The sequence below is a fragment of the Pyxidicoccus sp. MSG2 genome, from assembly GCF_026626705.1.
Classification (GTDB): domain Bacteria; phylum Myxococcota; class Myxococcia; order Myxococcales; family Myxococcaceae; genus Myxococcus.
The window spans coordinates 2931164-2950075 of the sequence record NZ_JAPNKC010000001.1; the positions used below are offsets into that span (position 1 = coordinate 2931164).

The following is an 18912-nucleotide window of genomic DNA, read 5'->3' on the forward strand; positions in this document are numbered from 1 at the left end:
GAGGTCAATTCGCGAGGTCGGTGACGACGAGGTCGTCCAGATACAGGCTGTCGCCCGCGCCACCTGAATTGCTGTAGATGTCCAGATAGACGTTGGCCGCACCCGCGGGTGCCGTCACGTTTGCCGCGGCCCGCTGCCAACTGGTGCTCAGGCCACTGAGCGGCACCAGGTCCGTCTGGAGGAGTTCCTGTCCTCCGCCGAACCACTTCACACGCAGCGTGACATTCGAGATGGCACCGGAGCCCTGCTTCGCCATGTAGCTGATGCGCTTGTTGCCCGCGGTCGTGGCGAAGCCGGGCCAGTTCGCCAACTGCACGCCCCAGCCCCAGGGGTCGGTAACGCTCACGAGCAGGCTGCCCGTGCCGCGATAGGCGTCCTGGGGAGTGGCTGAGACGCTGGCGGCATACCAGGCCTGCCATTGGCCGGCGGAGCCTTCACCGCCGGCACTGGCGGCGTCGAGGGCGTTGGGCGCATCACCCACGACGATATCGTCGAGATAGAAGTACTCCCCGGGATTGCCAGAGCCCGTCAGGTAGACCAGGACCGTGCTTGCACCCGCTGGTGCGTCGACCACCGCGGACACCTTCTGCCAGGTCGTCGTCAACGCGGGCAGCGTCACCTCGTGCGTCTGAAGGACCGCCTGGTTGGCATCCACCCACTTCACGGTCATCTTGGGTGTCAGGCCCATCCCGGCTCCCAGCTTGCCCCAGAGTGCAAGGGTCTTCACGCCAGGAGTTGTCGCGAAGCCGGGCCAGTTCGCGAGCTGTACGCCCCACCCCCAGGAAGCAGTCACGGCGACGCGGAGGCTGTGCGTACCGGAGTGCGCCTCCTCCGAGGTCCTGGCCAGCGCTTCGGAGTACCAGTCCTGCCATTGGCCGACCGAGCCCTCGAGGGTGGACGTGTCGGCATCCAGGTCATTGGTGACAAGAACCGGATCGGGCGGCGGCTCGCCAGTGTCGCCTTCAATGGTGCTTCCGACTTCCTGGGTGTATGGCGCGGACCGCCAGACCCCGAAGTTGACCGTCTCGCCGAACCCCTTGGCGAAACGCCAGGCCCCGAAGTACTTGTTGTCATGAAAAACATTGCCGTTGTTGAACATGACATCGTTCTGCACGCCCGAAACCGTATACGGCGACCAGGGCATGTTGTCAGCGCCGGTGGCATAGAGGGCCTGCACGCCACAGTAGGTTCCGGCACACGGAACGACGGTGCGGTCGAAGTGGAACTCGTTGTTGTTCACCTCGATGTTCTTGGAGTGCCAGCGGCAGTCCGTCTTGTATGGCTCGCCAGCCACCTGGGTGTAGCAGGTGTGCGTGTCGCTGATGGGATTGGGGTACTCGTAGTTGCGCGGCTCTTGCGGAATCAGGGTCGGGGTGATGAAGGGCGTGCAATACCCCTTGCTGGTGTTGCCGTTGGAGTTACAGAAGCGGTTGGCGTTCTCGTAGATTGAAACACCCGAGAAGTTGTCTTCGAAGGAGTTGGCGTACACCCGAATCTTCGGGGCTCCACTGACAGCAGAGGCCAGCCGCGCGTCACCCCCCGACTCTGACAGGTAGATGGCCGGACCGGGTGAACCCAGGTTCCTGTTGCCGCTCACCCAGGCATTGCGGCGAAAGGTGTTGTTGCGGATGGTGGCGTTGTAGCTGATCTCGTACCAGATGCCTTCGCCATCGTTCTCCTCGATGTAGTTACCCTCGAAGAGGAAGTCGATGTTGTTGGTGTCCGCCCACAGGCCGGTGCCCTTGTTGCCGTGGACCCAGTTGTTGGTCACCTGCGCGCCACGGACGTCCCAGAACTTGCCGCCGCCGGTACAGCCACAGCCCTCGATGCGGCTCTCCCAGTCGTCGGTGTTGTTGCCAGTGATTTCGTTGTGGTCCAGGACGACGTTCTTGATGGCGGAGTCGCCTTCCACCGGCATCTTGAACATGCTGAAGCCGTACTGCCCATTGTCCTTCAAGCAGTTGTAGCGGACGACGTTGCCGGTGCCCAGGAAGACACCCGCGCCATCATTTCCGGAGATGGTGTTGTACTCGATGGTCCAGCCCGCTCCGGAGTCGTGGTTGACCACGCCTTCGTTGTTGTTATCAAGACCGCGGCCGAAGTTCCTGATGGTCAGATACCTGATGGTGACGTTCTGGACGTCACCCGTAAACGCGTACAGGTTGAGGTTCCGTCCGTCGATGATGGCGCCCGGTGCGCCGATATAGGTCGTATTGGCACGGGCGACAATCTGACCAAAGACGTCGTTGGCCAGGGTGTGCACACCCGACGCGAACCAGAACGTCGCGCCCGGCTGGTTGAAGTCGAAGCCGCTGTTATCACCGGCGGGAACTGCAATCGCACCCCCTGGCGCGCTACTCGGGCCGCTCAAGATTGCGGTATTTCCACAGATTTGAGCTGGCGGTGTCATTGGCCAGGGCGGCGTCTCCGACAGCCCATTCCCGAGTCCCTGCATTGGAAATGCCAGGCCGGCCACAAGGAGCGCGCGTATCAGGAAGCTCTCTGCGTATGAAATTGCCATTCTCGCATAACTGACACCTTCAAACACACCCGTCAACGGCTGATATCAACGCAGTCGCAGTCGACATTTATCACTGCCATTGGAATTATTTTCGAGCTCGCAAACTCCGCCAGGGATTGAAGCCCGCCCGAGTCAACGCACCACTCACACCCCCTGGTTGAGGAAGTTCCAGGGTCACGCGGGCATCATTTCTGCCGCTTCGAGCCGAGCACCGGACGTCTGGGAAGGTGGCGCAGCCCCATCCAGACGAGGGACGAGATGTGCGCGGCAACCTCCTCGACGGGCGGCTTGCGTACGCCCGTCCACCACTGGCCGACGAAGGTGACCATGCCAACCAGGGCGTGCGCATAGATGGGCGCCACCTTGGAGTCATAGCCCGCCCCCTTGAACGAGGTGAGGAAGACATGACTGACACGCTCGGCCACATCGTTGAGTAGCGACGACATCCCACCGCGAGCAGAAGTCACGGGTGTGTCGTGAGCGAGGACGGCGAAGCCATCCGGATGCTCCTTCACGTACATCAGGAATGCGGTGGCTCCCTGCTCGACGCGCTCGCGGGGGCTGCCCACCGCGATGGCCTCGGCGATGCGCCTGACCACGTACTCCATCTCGCGGTCCACGATGACGGCATAGAGGCCCTCCTTGCCGCCGAAATGCTCGTAGATGACGGGCTTGGAGACCTTCGCAACCTCGGCGATCTCCTCGACCGAGGTTCCCTCGTAGCCACGTCGAGCAAAGACGGAGCGCCCGACATCGATGAGCTGGGCTCGGCGGGCAGAGGCAGGGAGGCGTTGAGCGCGGCTGGCCATCGACGAACACCCTAGTACACCCGTTCGACCCCGCGCCGCCTTTCACCCGTGCGTCTCTCGTGGCGGCCCTGATGAACAATCCGAGGGTCCTCTCCTCTACCTACGGCGACGTAGGTCCATCCCCCATTCGTGCCGCCAGATTGCCTTCGCGTCCCACCTTCCCCGGGTGAACCACGGAGCCTAACGCGGCTTGTCACGGAATCCCGATTTGACAATCAATCTACGGATTCGTAAGTTTCGGTACCGTAGGTTGCAGGCGAGCTGGCGGCTCTCGATAGCGGGGAGCAGCCATCGTGACCGACGCAACGTGGGGATGAGGGACGGGGACGCAACCAGCCGAGGCTCCGTTGCTGGAAGGCGTCAGCCATTTGCGATGCAGCGTCGAGCTCCCTCGGCGCAGGCCGTCGAGCTCCTGGCCCGGCAGCCTTGAATCCGTCTGTCAATGCAGTGCCTGGTCACCCCCACTGAAGGAGGAGCACCTTGTCCTGGTTACGTGCAATCGCCGTGTCCGTGGTTCTATCGGTGTGCGTTGTCACCACTCCCGCGTCGGCGGCGTCGCAGCGAATCGTCGACATCCCCACGCGTGATGGAGTGGCGCTCAAGAGCTTCGTCTACACGCCGGATGCGCCGGGGCGGTATCCGGCCATCGTCTTCATCACCAGCTGGGCACTGCCCAACCTGGAGTACCTCGTGCAGGCGCAGCAGTTCGCCAATGCCGGGTACGTGGTGGTCTCGTACACCCCGCGAGGTTTCTACGCTTCGGGGGGCACCATCGACACGGCGGGCCCCAAGGACATCGGCGACCTGACCGAGGTCATCAACTGGACGCTCGCCAATACGCCCACGGAGCCGACCCGCATCGGCGCGGCGGGCGTCTCCTATGGCGCGGGGATGGCGTTGATTGGCGCGGCCTTCGATTCGCGCATCCGCGCCGTGGCCGCGCTGAGCTGCTGGACGGACCTGACGTATTCGTTGTTCGCGAACCAGACGCGCCATCTGCAGAGCGCCGCGCTGCTGGGACTCGCCGCGGAGCTGACGGGGAAGCCGTCGCCGGAGCTGCAGCAGACGCTTTCGGACTTCTTCGCCAACCGGAACCTGCCCGGCGTCATCGCCTATTCCCAGGTGCGCAGCGCCGCGACGTACCTGACGAGCATCAACGCGAACCGCCCGGCGATTCTCATGGCGAACGCCTATGGCGACAGCTTCTTCGGGCCGAACCAGTTGACGGACTTCTACACCCGCCTGTCGGGCCCGAAGCGGCTCGAGCTCCGCCCGGGTGACCACGCCATCCCCGAGCTGACCGGCATCCTCGGCCTGCCCAATGACGCCTGGACGAGCATGCACCGCTGGTTCGACCAGTACCTGCGCGGCGTGGACACCGGCATCGCCTCGGAGAACCCGGTTCAGCTCCAGCTCCGAGGCCAGAGCACCTATGAGTCTTACCCGTCGTGGAGCGCCGTCTCGACGGGCACCGCGCGCTACAACCTGAGCGAGGTGCACTGGTGGAACCGGGAGGGCGACCTCACGACGGGCGCGCAGTCGGGCTGGAGCGCGACGGTTCTCGCGGGCGATGACACCGTCGCCAACGGCGGCGTGGTGCTGCTGACGAACGGCGCGGAGGCCATCACCGGTGAGCCGCCCACGGCGTGGATTCCCGCGGTGGACCGGGACAACGCGGGCGTCTGGCAGTCGGCCTCGCTGTCGAGCCCGCAGCGCGTGCGCGGGGCCGCGCACCTGCGAATGACCGTCACTCCGGGCAGCTCCGGGCAGACGACCATCATCGCGTACCTCTACGACACGGACTGGGCGGGGACGGGGAGCCTCGTCACGCACATCGCGCTGACGCTCCGGGACGCCGTGGCCGGCCAGGCCCGTGTCGTGGACGTGGACTTCCCGGCGACGGCCTATGACGTCCCGAGCGGCCATCGCCTCTCGCTCGTCATCGACACCGTCGATCCGCTCTACGCGGACAAGGCGCCGCTGTTCTCCACGGTGAAGTTCTCCTCTTCGTCGAGCAGCCCGTCCTATCTGACGCTGCCCCTGAAGTGAGCCGGGGCGCGCTGTAGGAGCGCCTGGACATCCCTTCATTCGAGATTCCTCCTCGGAGCGGCCGAAGCGGTCGGCCTGCTCCGAGGGGGAATCAGACGCCAGCCAGCCTGCGAATGACCGAGGCCCGCACGCGCTGCTGGAGGCTCGGCCTGCCGAAGGTGAGGCTGCGGATGTCCGTCGGCACGCGGCCCGTCAGCACGCGGTACCCGCCATCGGTGACGAGCACGGTGTCCGAGTGCCGATACCCACCGACGCCCGGCACGTAGAGGCCGGGCTCGATGGAGATGAGCATGTTCCGCTCCAGCCGGTGCTCACTGCCCACGGCCACCCACGGCGGCTCATGGTTGCCCAGGCCGAAGCCATGCCCCGTACGGTGCAGCCGCCGCGCCGGGTCGCCGAAGCCCTCGCGCGTGAGGAAGTCATTCACCGCCGCGTCGACGTCCGCCGCGAGCACGCCTGGACGCACCTTCTCGAACGCAATCCGCCGCGCCTCCAGCATCAGCGCGAAGAGACGTCCCTGCTCCGCCGTGGGCCGCGTGGTGAAGAAGGTCCGCTCGCACTCGGCCGCGTAGCCGTTGACGCGTGTGAGTACCAGCGCGACGTGCGGCCCACCCTCGAGCTTCATCGTCGCGCCGGGCACGGAGTGCGGCTCGCTGCTCAGCGGCGCGGGCCACGGCGCCGCGAGCACGTCGGTGGCGAGCGCGTCGAAGTGCGCCTCCTCCTGGATGATCTTCCGCCGCAGCGAGGTCGTCGTCATGTAGCCCTCGATGACGGTCGCCCCCTGGTACGCCGAGCGGAGAATCTGCTCCACGCCCCACATCGCGTAGTACGCGGCGCGCTCAATCCGGGCCACCTCGAAGTCGGACTTCACCATTCGCAGGGGCTCGAGCAGCTCCAGCGAGTGCCCGCCCGAGGCCACCAGCACCGCCGCCCGCTCGTGCGGAGTGCTCGGCTCGAAGGCGAAGCCGGGCCGGAGCAGCGCCAGGAGCGCGTCCTTCCACCCCTGCCCCGCCGGCGCGGGGAACTCCGCGTACGCGAGGACCTCCTGCTGAGAGCCCGGCCCCCAGCCCTTGCGCAGGTGCTCCTGCTCCAGCCGTGGCACCACCAGGAAACGCCTCGCCCGGGCCACGTCGACGACGAGGAAGAATGGCCGCTCCAGCGGCTCGGCCGTCGCGCCGGTGAGATAGAAGATGCTCTCGGTCGAGGTGAGCACCAGCTGCTCGAGACTCCGCGTCTCCAGCTCGGCGACGAGCCGGTCATGCCGCCGCTGGAACTCCGCGCTTTCGGCCGCCGAGTAGACACGCTCCACGGTTCATCCTCCCGGTGTGCAAACCCTTCGGACGGTACTTGAACAAGCCCCTCCGTGCCCCGCGCGATATGCACCCGCGCCAGCCACGTTCTCTGGGATGCGCCGCGTACGAAGGTTCCCCCACCCGTGGCGCGGACGGAGCGCATATGACGACGAAGCACGGGCTCGTGGCGCTGGTCGGCGCGCTGCTCATCACCGGTTGCGCTGGCAGCCCGCGCAAGACGCTGCTGGAGCGCACCGGCAGCCTGGTGGTCTACGACCTGCCCGCGCAGCAGGTGATGGCCGCCGCGGAGGCGGAGCTGGGCGCGCGCGGCTACGCCCTGCTGCCCAGCACGGACCCGCTGTTCCTCCAGACGCCGTGGAAGATCTCCGGCAACTTCGACGTCTGGTCCGCCTGGTCCCGCCGCTACGTCGAGGGCCACAAGCTCCCCGACGGCCGCTTCGTCGTGCGCGCCTACGAGATGGCCGCCAACACGCCCGCGCGCACGCAGCTGCTCCCAGGCTTCTCCGCCACGGTCCACGTGGCACCCGAAGAGCAGCCCAACACCACGCCCACCGTCCTCCTCGCCACCGACCCCGTCATGGGCCGCTCCGCGCGGCCCGTCATCCGCAGGGACCTGGCCTTCGAATGGGCCATCATGGAGCGCCTCAACCCTGAGTTCGCCGGGCGCGTCAAGGAGCAGGTCGACTATTACCTCGCCCAGAACACCCCCAGCACACGGTGACGCGGCAGGACAGACGGTGACGCGTCCGGGTGACGTACTTGAAATGTCCTCACCGGCTCCGATATCCCGAGAGGTACTCCCGAGGAGCGTCCCCGCGTGAAGCGAAGCCTGTCTGGCCTGGTCGTCGCCCTGTCCCTGTTCGCCTGCAAGGAAGAACCCCGAGGAGCATTGGAGCCCATTCCCCGCCCGCCGGGGATGAAGGACACGCCCCCGCCGGCCGAGGCGAAGGCCCCGGCCGCGCCCGCGCGCCCCGCCGTGGACCCCACCAAGGCGACGCTGCGTTGGAAGCTCGCCGCGGGCGCCCCCGTCGCCTACCGCCTCACGCTGGAGCGCACCGGCCGCGCCCCAGAGGCCGCCGAACCCGAGGCGGACGAGAAGCCCACGAAGGGCCGCAAGGGCCGTGGCAAGGAGAAGGAGGAGGCCCCGGCCGCCGCCTCCGCTCCGGCGCCCGCCGCCTTCCCCAGCGCGCTCACCTTCGTCCTCGAGCACACCGACTCGGGGGACGCCCGCCTGCGCGTCATCCCCGACGGAAAGGGCGTCACTCCGGATGAGGGCACCCTCAGCGAGCGCGGCTTCGTGCTGGACGGCCTGCAGGGCGTGACGCGCAACACGGCCACGCTGGTGCTGGAGCTGCCCAGGGACCCTGTCGCCCCCAACGACACCTGGTCGCTGGCCACCGAGTTGGTGTCCCCGGACGCGCTCGGCGCGTATTTCCAGGGGCCCATCCCCGAGCGGCGCAACCGCGTGAAGCTCACCGGGCTGGCCCCCGCCGACGGCGGCGAGCAGGTGGCCACGGTGGAGTACGACCTCTACGAGTCGCGCACCGGCAAGGTCCGCACGCTGCGCAAGGCGGCCGTCGTGCCCGCGCGCGAAGGCACCGAGAAGCTGCAGGCCGAAGGCGCGTCCGAGTCCGACGTCAGCGCCGAGGTGAAGATTACCGGCCGCGGCGAGTTCCTCGTGAAGGCCGGCCGCTGGCGCTCGTGGGAGGGCAGCCTCTCCGCCGTCACCAAGGGCCCCTTCCCGTCCGCGGCCCTCCAGGTGCCACCGGGCAACTTCACGCTGCGCCTCACCGCGCTCGAGTCGGCTCCGCAGCCCACGGCGCAGCCGCAGCAGTAGGCGCCCCGTCCGACTCGCGCACCATCCGCACCACCGCGTCCACCCACGTCGGGTGGGCGTTGAGCGAGGGGACGAGCCGCAAGGCCTCGCCCCCCGCTTCCACGAACTGCTCGCGGGCGCGGATGCCAATCTCCTCCAGCGTCTCCAGGCAGTCCGCGACGAAGGCCGGGCACATCACCGCCAGCCGCTTCACGCCCCGCTGCGCGAGCTCCGGCAGCACCAGGTCCGTGTAGGGCTTCACCCAGGGCGTGCGCCCCAGCCGAGACTGGAAGGACACGCTCCAGCCCTGCCCCCGCGGGCCCAGCCCCAGCCGCTCCGCCAGCCCGCGCGCCGTCGCGAAGCACTGCGCGCGGTAGCAGTGGCGGTTGGCGTCCGTCAGCGCATCACAGCACCCCTCGGACGTCAGGCAGTGCTTCCCCGTCGCATCGGTCTTCTTCACGTGCCGCTCCGGCACGCCGTGGAAGCTGAAGAGGACGTGGTCCGCGCGCATGTCTGAGATGACGGGCCGCGCGACGGCGGTGAAGGCGTCCAGGAAGCCCGGGTGCTCGTAGAAGGCCGGCACGGCGCGGACGTTGGGCACGTCCCAGGACTGCGCCATGACCTCGTAGATGCGCGCCAGCGAGGACGCCGAGGAGGACGCGGCCTCATGCGGGTACAGCGGCAGCACGGTGAAGTCCGACACGCCGCGCGCGCGCAGCGCCGCCACCGCGTCCGGAATGGACGGATTGCCGTAGCGCATGGCAAGCGCCACCTCGTACTCGTCCTTCAGCCGCTCGGACACCGCGGTCGTCAAATCCCGGCTGAACACCAGCAGCGGCGAGCCCTGCTCCGTCCACACCTTCCGGTACGCCTCCGCGCTCTTCGCCGGGCGCACCGGGAGGATGATGAGGTTGAGCAACAGCCAGCGGCCCACCGGGTGTATGTCCACCACGCGCGGGTCGCTGAGGAACTCGCGCAGGTAGCGGCGCACCGGCCCCGTCTCCGGCGCGTCCGGCGTGCCCAGGTTGACGAGCAGCAGTCCCCGCTTCGCGCCCGGCGTGGCCATCAGTGCAGGGAGTTGGGCAGCGTGAGGGCGAACTCGGCGATGCGGGCCTCGAAGCGGGAGCCGTCCGGCCGCACCATGTCGTAGGTGCCGCGCATGGTGCCGAAGGGCGTGCGCAGCATCGCCCAGCTCGTATACTCGAAGCGCTCGCCGGGCTCCAGGCTGGGCTGGCGGCCCACCACGCCCTCGCCCTTCACCTCCTCCACCTTCCCGGTGGCATCGGTGATGAACCAGTGGCGTGACTTGAGCTGCGCGGGCGCGCTGCCCTCGTTGGCGATCTCCACCGTGTACATGAAGGCGAACTGCCCGGACTCCGGAGCGCTGCGCTCCGGCCAGAAAGCGGGCTTCACGGTGACGCGGATACCGTCGGTGGTGGCGCTGGAAGACATGCCCCACATTTGGCGCCAACCCCCTCCGGTTGCAAGCAAAACGCGGGGTTGGGTGAGCGTCCGCTCAGGGCTTCCCAGGCTCTTCCTCGGCTGCCTTGGGCCAGATGAGCGAGGCGACAATCGCCGCCAGCAGGATGCCGCCAATCACGCCCAGCGACAGGCCGATGGGGATGTGGATGTCGAAGTACGTAATCAGCATCTTCACGCCGACGAAGGCGAGAATCGCGCTCAGGCCCAGCTTCAGCAGGTGGAACTTGTCCATCAGGCTGGCCACCACGAAGAACAGCGAGCGCAGGCCCAGAATCGCGCACACGTTGGACGTGTAGATGATGAAGGCGTTCTGGCTGATGCCCAGCACCGCGGGGATGGAGTCCAGGGCGAAGAGCAGGTCCGTGGCCTCCACCACCAGCAGGACGATGAACAGCGGCGTCACCTTGCGCCGCCCGTCCTCGGTGAGGAAGAAGCGGCTGCCCTCACCCTGGCGCGACACCGGCAGCACGCGGCGGGCGAACTTGACGATGCCCTTCTGCTCCGGGTCCATCTCCTCGTCCCCGGAGAAGAGCATCTTCACCGCGGTGTAGACGAGGAACGCGCCGAAGACGTAGATGAGCCAGTGGAAGCGCAGCACCAGCGCCGCGCCGGCGATGATGAGCACCGCGCGCATGATGAACGCGCCGATGATGCCCCAGAAGAGCACCCGGTGCTGGTGCTCCGGCGCCACCCGGAAGTAGCTGAACACCAGCAGGAAGACGAAGAGGTTGTCGACGGAGAGCGCGTACTCCACCACGTACGCCGTCAGCCACTGGAGCCCTTCCGTGGGGCCGAACCAGCGCCAGATGAAGGCGCAGAAGGCGAGGCTGATGGTGATCCACACCATCGTCCAGATGCCCGCCTCCTTGGGCGTCACCACATGTTCCTTGCGGTGGAACAAGCCGAGGTCCATCGCGAGCATCGCGAGGACGAAGACGTTGAAACCCACCCAGAGCGCGACTTGCGTGTTCACGTGAGAGTCCTGGTGCAGTATCCAGCCGGGGCGCACCCTATCGGCGGCACGTCCGGGCGTCGACCCTTCCCTTGAGAAAGGGCCCTCGTCGAACCGACCCGCCCCACCCGTCCCGCAAGTGAGCTACTCCGTCGCCGGCCGCCGCAGCACCACCACGGAGCGTCCGGCCGCCTGCACCTTGCCGCCCGCGGGCGTGTGCGTGCGCTGGGACTCCCCCGCCGCCGCCGTGTCCACCACCAGTTCCCAGTCGGCGCCCCACTCGAGCGCCGGCAGCAGGAAGCTGATGGGCTCGTGGTGCGCATTCATCAGCACCAGGAGCGTGTCCCCCACAATCCGGTTGCCCTCGTCGTCCGGCGTGGCGATGGCGTCTCCGCCCAGGAGGAAGGCCAGGGAGCGCACGTAGGGCTTCTCCCAGTCGTCCTTCTTCATCTCCTTGCCGTCCGGCCGGAACCACGCGAGGTCCTTCAGCTCGCTGTCCCACATGTGGGCGCCACGGAAGAAGCGCCGCTTGTGCAGCACCGGCTGCTCGCGCCGCAGCTTGGCCATGCTGCTGGTGAACTCCAGCAGCGCCCGCTGCGTCTCGTTCAATTCCCAGTTCACCCAGGACAGCTCGTTGTCCTGGCAGTAGGCGTTGTTGTTGCCGCGCTGGGTGCGGCCCATCTCGTCGCCGCCCACCAGCATGGGCACGCCCTGGGACAGGAAGAGCGTGGCGAGGAAGTTGCGCTTCTGCTGCTCGCGCAGGGCGTTGATTTTCGCGTCGTTCGTCTCGCCCTCCACCCCGCAGTTCCAGGAGTGGTTGTCGTTGGCGCCGTCGCGGTTCTCCTCGCCGTTCGCCTCGTTGTGCTTCTCGTTGTAGGTGACGAGGTCGTGCAGCGTGAAGCCGTCATGCGCGGTGACGAAGTTCACGCTCGCCGTCGGCTTGCGCCCCGACAGCGAGTACAGGTCCGAGCTGCCGGTGAGCCGGTAGCCAATCTCCGCCGCCTGCCGGTCATCACCCTTCCAGTAGCGGCGAATCGTGTCGCGGTACTTCCCGTTCCACTCGCTCCACAGCACCGGGAAGTTGCCCACCTGGTAGCCGAAGTCGCCCACGTCCCAGGGCTCGGAGATGAGCTTCACCCGGCTGAGCACCGGGTCCTGGTGGATGATTTGAAAGAAGGCCGCGCGCGTGTCGTAGCCGTGCCTGTCGCGGCCCAGCGTGGTGGCCAGGTCGAAGCGGAACCCGTCCACGTGCATCTCCTCCACCCAGTAGCGCAGGGAGTCGGTGATGAGCTTCAGCGCGTACGGGTGCGTGGCATTCCACGAGTTGCCGCACCCGGTGACGTCCATGTAGTAGCGCGGGTCCTTGTCCGTCAGCCGGTAGTACGCGCCGTTGTCCAGGCCCTTGAAGGACAGCGTGGGGCCGTGGTGGTTGCCCTCGCAGGTGTGGTTGTAGACGACGTCGAGGATGACCTCGATGCCGGCACGGTGGAGCGCCTTCACCATGCCCTTGAACTCGTCCACCTGCTCGCCGCGAGAGCCCGACGCGCTGTAGCGCGAGTCCGGCGCGAAGTAGCCCAGGGTGTTGTAGCCCCAGTAGTTCACCTTCCCGCGCTGGATGAGGAAGGGCTCGTCCACGATGTGGTGGATGGGCAGCAGCTCCACCGCGGTGACGCCCACCTTCTTGAGGTGCTCGATGCTGGCCGGGTGGGCCAGCCCCGCGTAGGTGCCGCGCAGTTGCTCGGGCACGCGCGGGTGCAGCTTCGTGAAGCCCTTGACGTGCAATTCGTAGACGACGGTGTCGTGCCAGGGGATGCGGGGCAGCGTGTCGCCTTCCCAGTCGAACGCGTCCGTCAGCACCACCGCCTTGGGCACGCCCGCGGCGTCGTCCCGCGCATCCAGGACGAGGTCCTCGTCCTTGCCCGTCGCGGGGGCCGGGTAGCCGTAGATGGGGGCCTTGTAGTCCACCTTGCCGTGGATGGCCCGGGCGTACGGGTCCACCAGCAGCTTGGCGGGGTTGAAGCGCAGGCCCTTCTTCGGCTCGTGCGGGCCGTGCACGCGCAGGCCGTAGAGCGTCCCGGGCTGCAGCCCCGGCGCGTAGCCATGCCAGACGTGGTGGTTCGTCTCCAGCAGGGGGAAGCGGCGGGTCTCCTTCGAGGGCTCATTCGGGTCGAAGAGGCAGACCTCCACCTTCTTCGCATGCTCGCTGAAGACCGCGAAGTTGACGCCCTGCCCGTCAAACGTGGCGCCCAGGGGGAACGGCTTCCCTGGAAGCACCTCGGCCCGCCTCATCCCGTGCTCCTCTCCAACAACACCACCGGGAACTCCGCCAGGAGCGGTCCGAGGGGCAGCACCACGCCGCCCGGCCCACGCTCCGGCCGCACCTGACGCCCGGTGAACACACTGCGGAACATCATGCCCGCATATGCCTCGGGAAGGTCGAGGAACGTGCTCCCGTACGCGCCAGACAGTCCTTCCGGGGAATCCAGAGCAGACAAGGTGTAACGCGGTGCACAGGCCAGCACCACCGCGTCCCCGTGCTCGCGGGAGAAGGCGACGGCCGCCTTCGCGCGGGGGCCCGTCAGGTCCAGCGCACGGTAGCCGCCGGAGCGGAACAGCACCGGCTGGCGCTGGCGCAGCCGCAGCGACTCGGCGAGGACGAAGAGCTTCACGCGGCCGTCAGCCATGTCCGCCGTCAGCCGCGTGCACAGCCCGGCCCTGTCGCTGGCGGCCTCCGCGTCCAACGCATCCAGGAACCGCGCGCGCCGCGAGAAGTCCACCGGCCGCCGGTTGTCCGGGTCGACGAGGGACAAATCCCACAGCTCGCAGCCCTGGTACGTGTCCACCACGCCGGGCGAGGCCAGCTTCAAGAGGAGCTGGCCCAGGGCGTTGTGCTGCCCCGCGCGCTCGAGGTGCCGCTTGAATTCGCGCACGTCCTCCAGGAAGGCGCCGCCCTCCTTCTCGTCGAAGCAGCGGTCCACGAAGCGCGCCACCGCGTCGTCGTAGGCGCCGTCCGGGTTGGTCCACGAGGTGCGGACCTTGGCCTCCTTCATGGCCTTGGCCATGTACTCGCGCACCCGGCGCTGGAAGTCCCGCAGCTCCTCCTTCGAGTGGCCCTCGCCCATGGGCCAGGCGCCCACCACCGTCTGGAAGAAGAGGTACGCGTCATTGGGCGAGGGCGCGGGGCCGGAGGGCAGCGCGGTGACGAACTTCTCCACGAGGCGCGACCACTTCTTCACCCGCTTGCGCCACTCCTCGGGCACCTCGGACAGCACGTTGATGCGGGCGCGCACGTCCTCGCTGCGCTTGGTGTCGTGGGTGCTGGAGGTGAGCTGGCTCGCCGGCCAGCGCTCCGCGCGCTCCTGGTTGCGCAGGTGGAAGGTGGTGGCGCGCACGCCGAAGCGCTCCGGCTCGCCGCCCACCTCGTTGAGGCTCACCAGCCGGTTGTAGATGTAGAAGACGGTGTCCTCCAGCCCCTTGGCCATGACGGGCCCCGTCACCTGCTGCAGCTTCATCGCGAAGCGCAGCATGACGGCGCGCTCCTGCTCCTGGGTGTGCTCCGGGTAGCGGCGCAGGAGGATGTCGCGGAGGAAGTCGAAGATGGAGGCGTTGGTGGTGGCGTTCTTCTCCTTGGCGCGCTGAATCGTCCACTCGACGTACTGCACGTCGCGCGCGTCCAGCTCCGGGCGCCAGCCGTCCACGTAGGTGCGGTAGACGGGGAACAGGGCGATGAACTCCACCAGCGCGCGCCGCAGCGAGTTGAGCGTGAAGTCGCGCGTGCGGCGGTTCATCTCGGAGATGCGGTTGAGCTCGTGGGCCAGCACGTTGATTTCGCTGGCCATGGACACGCGCATGATGAGCAGCTTCTTCTGGTAGACGAGCTCCGCGAAGTCGGTCCTCTCGCCGACGAAGCGCTCGTAGATGTCCGTGAGGGCAGCCTCCGCCTCCGGCTGGACGAAGATGCCGCTCACCGCGTTGGCGAAGCGGTACCCGGTGGTTCCGTGCACGGCCCAGGACTCGGGCATGCGCTCGCGCCCGCCCTGAATCTTCTCCACCACCACGTACAGCGCCTTGCGCAGCGGGCTGTCCGGGTGCGCCGTCACCTCCGCGCGCCAGCGCTCGCGCAGCGCCGTCTCCACCGCGGACCAGCGTGTGTCCGCCTCGCCGTACTCCTTCAGGAACAGGGCCCGGGCGCGCTCCAGGAAGAAGCGCTCCTGCAAGTCGAGGAAGTAGGCGGTGGGGTCGAACAGGCCGTCCGGATGGTCGATGCGCAGGCCGGTGACGCTGCCCTCGCGCAGCCAGCGGAAGATGAGCGCGTGCGCCTCCTGGAAGACGTCCGGGTCCTCCTCGCGGAGGGCGGCCAGGCCGTTGATGTCGAAGAAGCGGCGGTAGTTGATTTCCTCCCCCGCCACGCGCCAGTGCGCCAGCCGGTAGCTGCTGGAGGCCAGCACCGAGTCGAGCAAATCAAAGGAGCGCGCGTTGCCGGGCTCGCCGTTGAAGACGCGGACGTTGTCCTCGATGTAGGCCGTCACCTCGGGGCTGGCGGCCGCCACCGCCGCGAGCCGGCGCTTGATGACCTCCTTCTCCCGGTGGCGCTCCACCACCTTCGCCCGCTCCACCTCGGTGCGCGCCGGCAGGTGCTCAATCGCGGTGAGGACGGAGAGCAGCTCCACCATGCACGCGTGCTCGGCGCCGAGCTTCGCCTCCAGCCGCTCCAGCCCATGCCGGAGGATGCGCGCGTACTGGCGGGGCGCCACCGGCAGCAGGTGGTCGTAGTAGTTGATGAAGAAGGCGCCCTCCCGGAAGGACAGCTTCAGCTCGCCGCGCTCCAGGACGATGCCGTACTGGTCGCCCAGAATCGGCAGCAGCACCTTGTCGCGCAGCTCCTCCTTCACCGGCGCCCAGTCGATGTCGAAGTACTTCGCGTAGACGGACGAGGGGCCGTTCTCCAGCACGTCGAACCAGAGCCGGTTGTCCCGCTCGATGCCCATGTGGTTGGGCACCACGTCCAGGAGCTGCCCCATGCCGTGCTCGCGCAGGGCGGAGCCCAGGGCGGCGTGGTCCTCCGCCGAGCCCACCTCCGGGTTGAGCTGCTGGTGGTCCGTGCAGTCGTAGCCGTGGGTGCTGCCCGGCGTCGCCTTGAGGTACGGCGAGGCGTAGAAGTCGCTGACCCCCAGCCGGGCGAGGTAGGGCACCACCTCGCGGGCCTGCTGGAAGGTGAACCCCTGGTGGAGCTGGACCCGATACGTGGACAGCGGCGTGTGGGGCCGGGAGTCCAAATCCCCCTGCACACGTGTGTAGAGGCCCTCGGCCAGGACCTCCGCGCTCATGGTGGCGCCCCCCGCCCCCGTGGAGGCAATCCCCTCGTCTTCCAAACCGTCGCGCAGCATGCGGTCCTGAGGTAGGTCCTACGGAGACCTTCCGCCAGCACGCAGACGTCCGTCCGCCCTCTATCCAACGCTCCGTGGGGACCTGGGAGCCCGTCAAAGAGCAGAGGGCCCGCCGCGCAAAGCGCGACGAGCCCTCGAGTACGACTCACTGCCGGAGACTTCCGGCGGCGGTGCTCAGCTCAGCTGCTTGTTCACCAGCGCGGTCATCTCGAACATGGTGACGTTCTTCTTGCCACCGAAGATGGGCTTCAGCTTGTCGTCGGCGTTGATCTGCCGCTTGTTCTTGGCGTCCTGGAGGCCCTGCTTCTTGATGTAGGCCCAGAGCTTCTTGACGACCTCGGTCCGAGGCAGCGGCTTGGGGCCAACGATCTCAGCGAGCGCGGCAGAAGGGGTCATCTCCTTCATGAACGACGCGTTCGGCTTGCGCTTCGCACCAGCGGTCTTCTTGGCGGCGGGAGCCTTCTTCGCAGCAGCTTTCTTGGCGGCCATTCGTCTTGAGTCTCCTCCCCTCCGAAGGGGACGTTATACGGCTTTGCTTATGTGAAGCTGGAGCCGATGCGGCGTAGAAGTAGCACGCCCAAGGCCGAAAAACAGCCCTCTGATGCGTTTTTCCCTCGGAAGTCCCTCGGAAGATCGCCTCTGGAGCCCGAGAATCCGGCCCCGCAGCACGGTTTTCGCTCGGGAGCACGGCTCGCGCAGCGCCGGCCGAGGCCGAAAAATCGGCTCCGGAGCGCGTTTCTCCTCGGGGAATAGCCTTCGGAACGCATCCGGAGGCCGACAAACCGGCTCCGCCGCCGCCGCGTCAGCTCACGCAGAAGAGGACATCCCCCGGGAATTCTCCTTGCGGACGTGGTGTGTTTTTTTGGATGAATCGCCCATGAGAGCCCTCATCACCGGTGCCGGAGGCTTCCTCGGAGCCTGGCTGGCGAAAGCCCTGGCGGCGCGCGGGGACACCGTGACGTGCCTCCTGCGCCCTGGAGGTGACGCCTCCGCGCTGGCCGGAGTCACCTATACGCGGGTGGACGGAGACGTGACGGTGCCCGCCTCACTGGCCCCCGCCGTCGTGGGCCAGGACGTCGTCTTCCACCTCGCGGGCGCACGACGCGGCGCGACGCGAGAGGACTTCATGCGCGTCAACGCGGAGGGCACCCGCCATTTGTGCGACGCGATGGTGGCCGCCGGACACCGGCCGCGCCTGGTGCTGGCCGGCTCGCTGGCCGCCATGGGCCCCTCCTCCCCCACCCGCCCCCACGTGGAGGAGGACGCCTTCCACCCCCACGAGTGGTACGGCGAGAGCAAGGCGGAGGCCGAACGCATCGCCTTCTCCTATGGAGACCGGCTGCCGGTGACGGTGACGCGCCCCCCGCGCATCCTCGGCCCGGGGGACAGGGAGAACCTCACCTTCTTCAAGCTGGCGAAGAAGGGCATCCGCCTGGAGCTGACCGGCGGCCCCCGCCCGCTGACCCTGGTGGACGTGGAGGACGTGGTGGACCTCATGCTCCTCCAGGCCGAGCACCCCAAGGCCCTGGGCGAGGCCTTCTTCTGCGCGGGCCCCGGCGCGCCCCTCACCCTGGAAGCGGTGCAGGATTTGGGGGCGAAGGCGCTGGGGCTGCACCCCCGCACGGTGCGTCTGAGCCCCGGGGTGCTCCAGGCCCTGGCCTCGGCGGCGGACGGGGTATCCCGGGTGACGGGCCGGAAGCTGCCCCTGAACCGGAAGCTGGCGCGGCAGCTGCTCGCCCCCGCCTGGACGTGCTCCGGAGCCAAGGCCGAGCGCCTGCTGGGTTTTCACCCACGGCGCGACCTGGGCGACTCCATCCGCCGCAGCGCGGAGTGGTACCGCCAGCAGGGCTGGTTGTAGAGATTTCCCGTCGTTGACCACACCCCCCCAGGAGTGTCAGGAAGCCCGCTGCCCCCATGCCCGCGAAAGCTGCCTTTTTCGATGTCGACGGGACGCTCGTGAAGACGAACGTCGTCCACGTCTACGCGTACTACGCGATGAACCGTGGCTCGGTCCTGGGCATCGCCGGAAGGACGCTGAGCACCGCCGTCAGCGTGCCCCTCTTCGGCGTCATGGACGTCGTCAACCGCAAGACGTTCAACGAGTTCTTCTACCGCTACTACGCGGGGTTGAGTGAAGACCGACTGGTCACCATCGCCCAGGACATGTTCGAGGACGTGCTGCAGCCGGCGCTCTTCGAGCAGTCCCAGGACCTCATCGACCAGGCCCGCCGCAGCGGGTGCAAGGTGGTGCTCGTCACCGGGGCGCTGGACTTCACCATGCGCCCGCTCGCCCGCCACCTGGGCGTGGACGACATGATCGCCAACAAGATGCAGTTCGTGGGCGGCAAGGCCACCGGCAAGGTGATTCCGCCCATCATCGAAGGCGCGAACAAGGCCAACGCCATCCGCGCCTACTGCGTGAAGGAGGGCCTGGCGCTGGACCAGTGCCACGGCTACTCCGACAGTGCCTCCGACTACGCGATGCTCGCGGTGGTGGGCCGTCCCACCGCGGTGAACCCGGACATGCGCCTGCGCTCCATCGCGCGCGCGTACAACTGGCCCATCCTCGACCTCAAGTAGGCC

General features: G+C 67.7%; 14 protein-coding genes. 5 read left to right on the forward strand and 9 right to left on the reverse strand.

All coding sequences use genetic code 11. From position 1 onward, the window contains the following. Positions 1–4: 4 nt before the first annotated feature. Both OV427_RS10790 and OV427_RS10795 read right to left on the reverse strand, forming a co-directional pair. Positions 5–2371 (reverse strand): right-handed parallel beta-helix repeat-containing protein, encoded by a 2367-nt coding sequence (locus OV427_RS10790; protein WP_267856010.1) that lies wholly within the window; start codon positions 2369–2371, stop codon positions 5–7. Between the two features lie 335 nt (positions 2372–2706). Continuing rightward, on the reverse strand, positions 2707–3330 hold the full coding sequence (locus OV427_RS10795; RefSeq protein ID WP_267856011.1) for a TetR/AcrR family transcriptional regulator: 624 nt from the start codon (positions 3328–3330) through the stop codon (positions 2707–2709). Between the two features lie 480 nt (positions 3331–3810). Between OV427_RS10795 and OV427_RS10800 the strand changes: the two genes are divergently transcribed. Further along, positions 3811–5379 carry a CocE/NonD family hydrolase gene (locus OV427_RS10800; RefSeq protein ID WP_267856012.1) on the forward strand — a complete coding sequence of 523 codons (1569 nt, stop codon included), beginning with the start codon at positions 3811–3813 and terminating at the stop codon, positions 5377–5379. Positions 5380–5470: 91 nt separating this feature from the next. Here the strand turns inward: OV427_RS10800 and OV427_RS10805 are convergent, their stop codons facing one another. After that, positions 5471–6688: a M24 family metallopeptidase gene (locus OV427_RS10805; protein ID WP_267856013.1), complete on the reverse strand. Its 1218-nt coding sequence runs from the start codon at positions 6686–6688 to the stop codon at positions 5471–5473. A 146-nt stretch (positions 6689–6834) separates the two neighbouring features. Here OV427_RS10805 and OV427_RS10810 point away from each other — a divergent pair, with 146 nt between their 5' ends. Beyond that, positions 6835–7413: a hypothetical protein gene (locus tag OV427_RS10810; RefSeq protein WP_267856014.1), complete on the forward strand. Its 579-nt coding sequence runs from the start codon at positions 6835–6837 to the stop codon at positions 7411–7413. A 96-nt stretch (positions 7414–7509) separates the two neighbouring features. Further along, positions 7510–8529, forward strand: a complete 1020-nt coding sequence (locus OV427_RS10815) for a hypothetical protein (protein ID WP_267856015.1) — start codon at positions 7510–7512, stop codon at positions 8527–8529. Here OV427_RS10815 and hemH read toward each other — a convergent pair. The 6 genes from hemH to OV427_RS10845 form a co-directional block, all read right to left on the reverse strand. Next, positions 8480–9574: a ferrochelatase gene (hemH, locus tag OV427_RS10820; RefSeq protein ID WP_267856016.1), complete on the reverse strand. Its 1095-nt coding sequence runs from the start codon at positions 9572–9574 to the stop codon at positions 8480–8482. The genes OV427_RS10815 and hemH overlap by 50 nt on opposite strands. After that, the gene (apaG, locus tag OV427_RS10825) at positions 9574–9960 is read right to left on the reverse strand and encodes a Co2+/Mg2+ efflux protein ApaG (RefSeq protein WP_267856017.1); all 387 of its coding nucleotides are present in this window, start codon (positions 9958–9960) and stop codon (positions 9574–9576) included. Before apaG ends, hemH begins: the two co-directional genes overlap by 1 nt. Before the next feature lie 64 nt (positions 9961–10024). Further along, positions 10025–10963: a TerC family protein gene (locus OV427_RS10830; protein ID WP_267856018.1), complete on the reverse strand. Its 939-nt coding sequence runs from the start codon at positions 10961–10963 to the stop codon at positions 10025–10027. A gap of 123 nt (positions 10964–11086) precedes the next feature. Then, positions 11087–13231, reverse strand: coding sequence for a glycogen debranching protein GlgX (gene glgX, locus OV427_RS10835; protein ID WP_267856019.1), 2145 nt, complete (start codon positions 13229–13231; stop codon positions 11087–11089). Then, positions 13228–16269: a malto-oligosyltrehalose synthase gene (gene treY / locus OV427_RS10840; RefSeq protein WP_267856020.1), complete on the reverse strand. Its 3042-nt coding sequence runs from the start codon at positions 16267–16269 to the stop codon at positions 13228–13230. The genes glgX and treY overlap by 4 nt, the downstream gene beginning before the upstream one ends. A 234-nt stretch (positions 16270–16503) precedes the next feature. Continuing rightward, a complete protein-coding gene (locus OV427_RS10845) occupies positions 16504–16818 on the reverse strand; it encodes an SWIB/MDM2 domain-containing protein (protein ID WP_267856021.1) in 315 nt (104 codons plus the stop codon). 388 nt (positions 16819–17206) lie between these two features. On the opposite strand from OV427_RS10845, the gene OV427_RS10850 reads away from it, so the two are divergent. Both OV427_RS10850 and OV427_RS10855 read left to right on the forward strand, forming a co-directional pair. Further along, the gene (locus OV427_RS10850) at positions 17207–18187 is read left to right on the forward strand and encodes an NAD-dependent epimerase/dehydratase family protein (protein ID WP_267856022.1); all 981 of its coding nucleotides are present in this window, start codon (positions 17207–17209) and stop codon (positions 18185–18187) included. Between the two features lie 56 nt (positions 18188–18243). Then, on the forward strand, positions 18244–18909 hold the full coding sequence (locus OV427_RS10855; protein WP_267856023.1) for an HAD family hydrolase: 666 nt from the start codon (positions 18244–18246) through the stop codon (positions 18907–18909). Positions 18910–18912 lie beyond the last annotated feature (3 nt).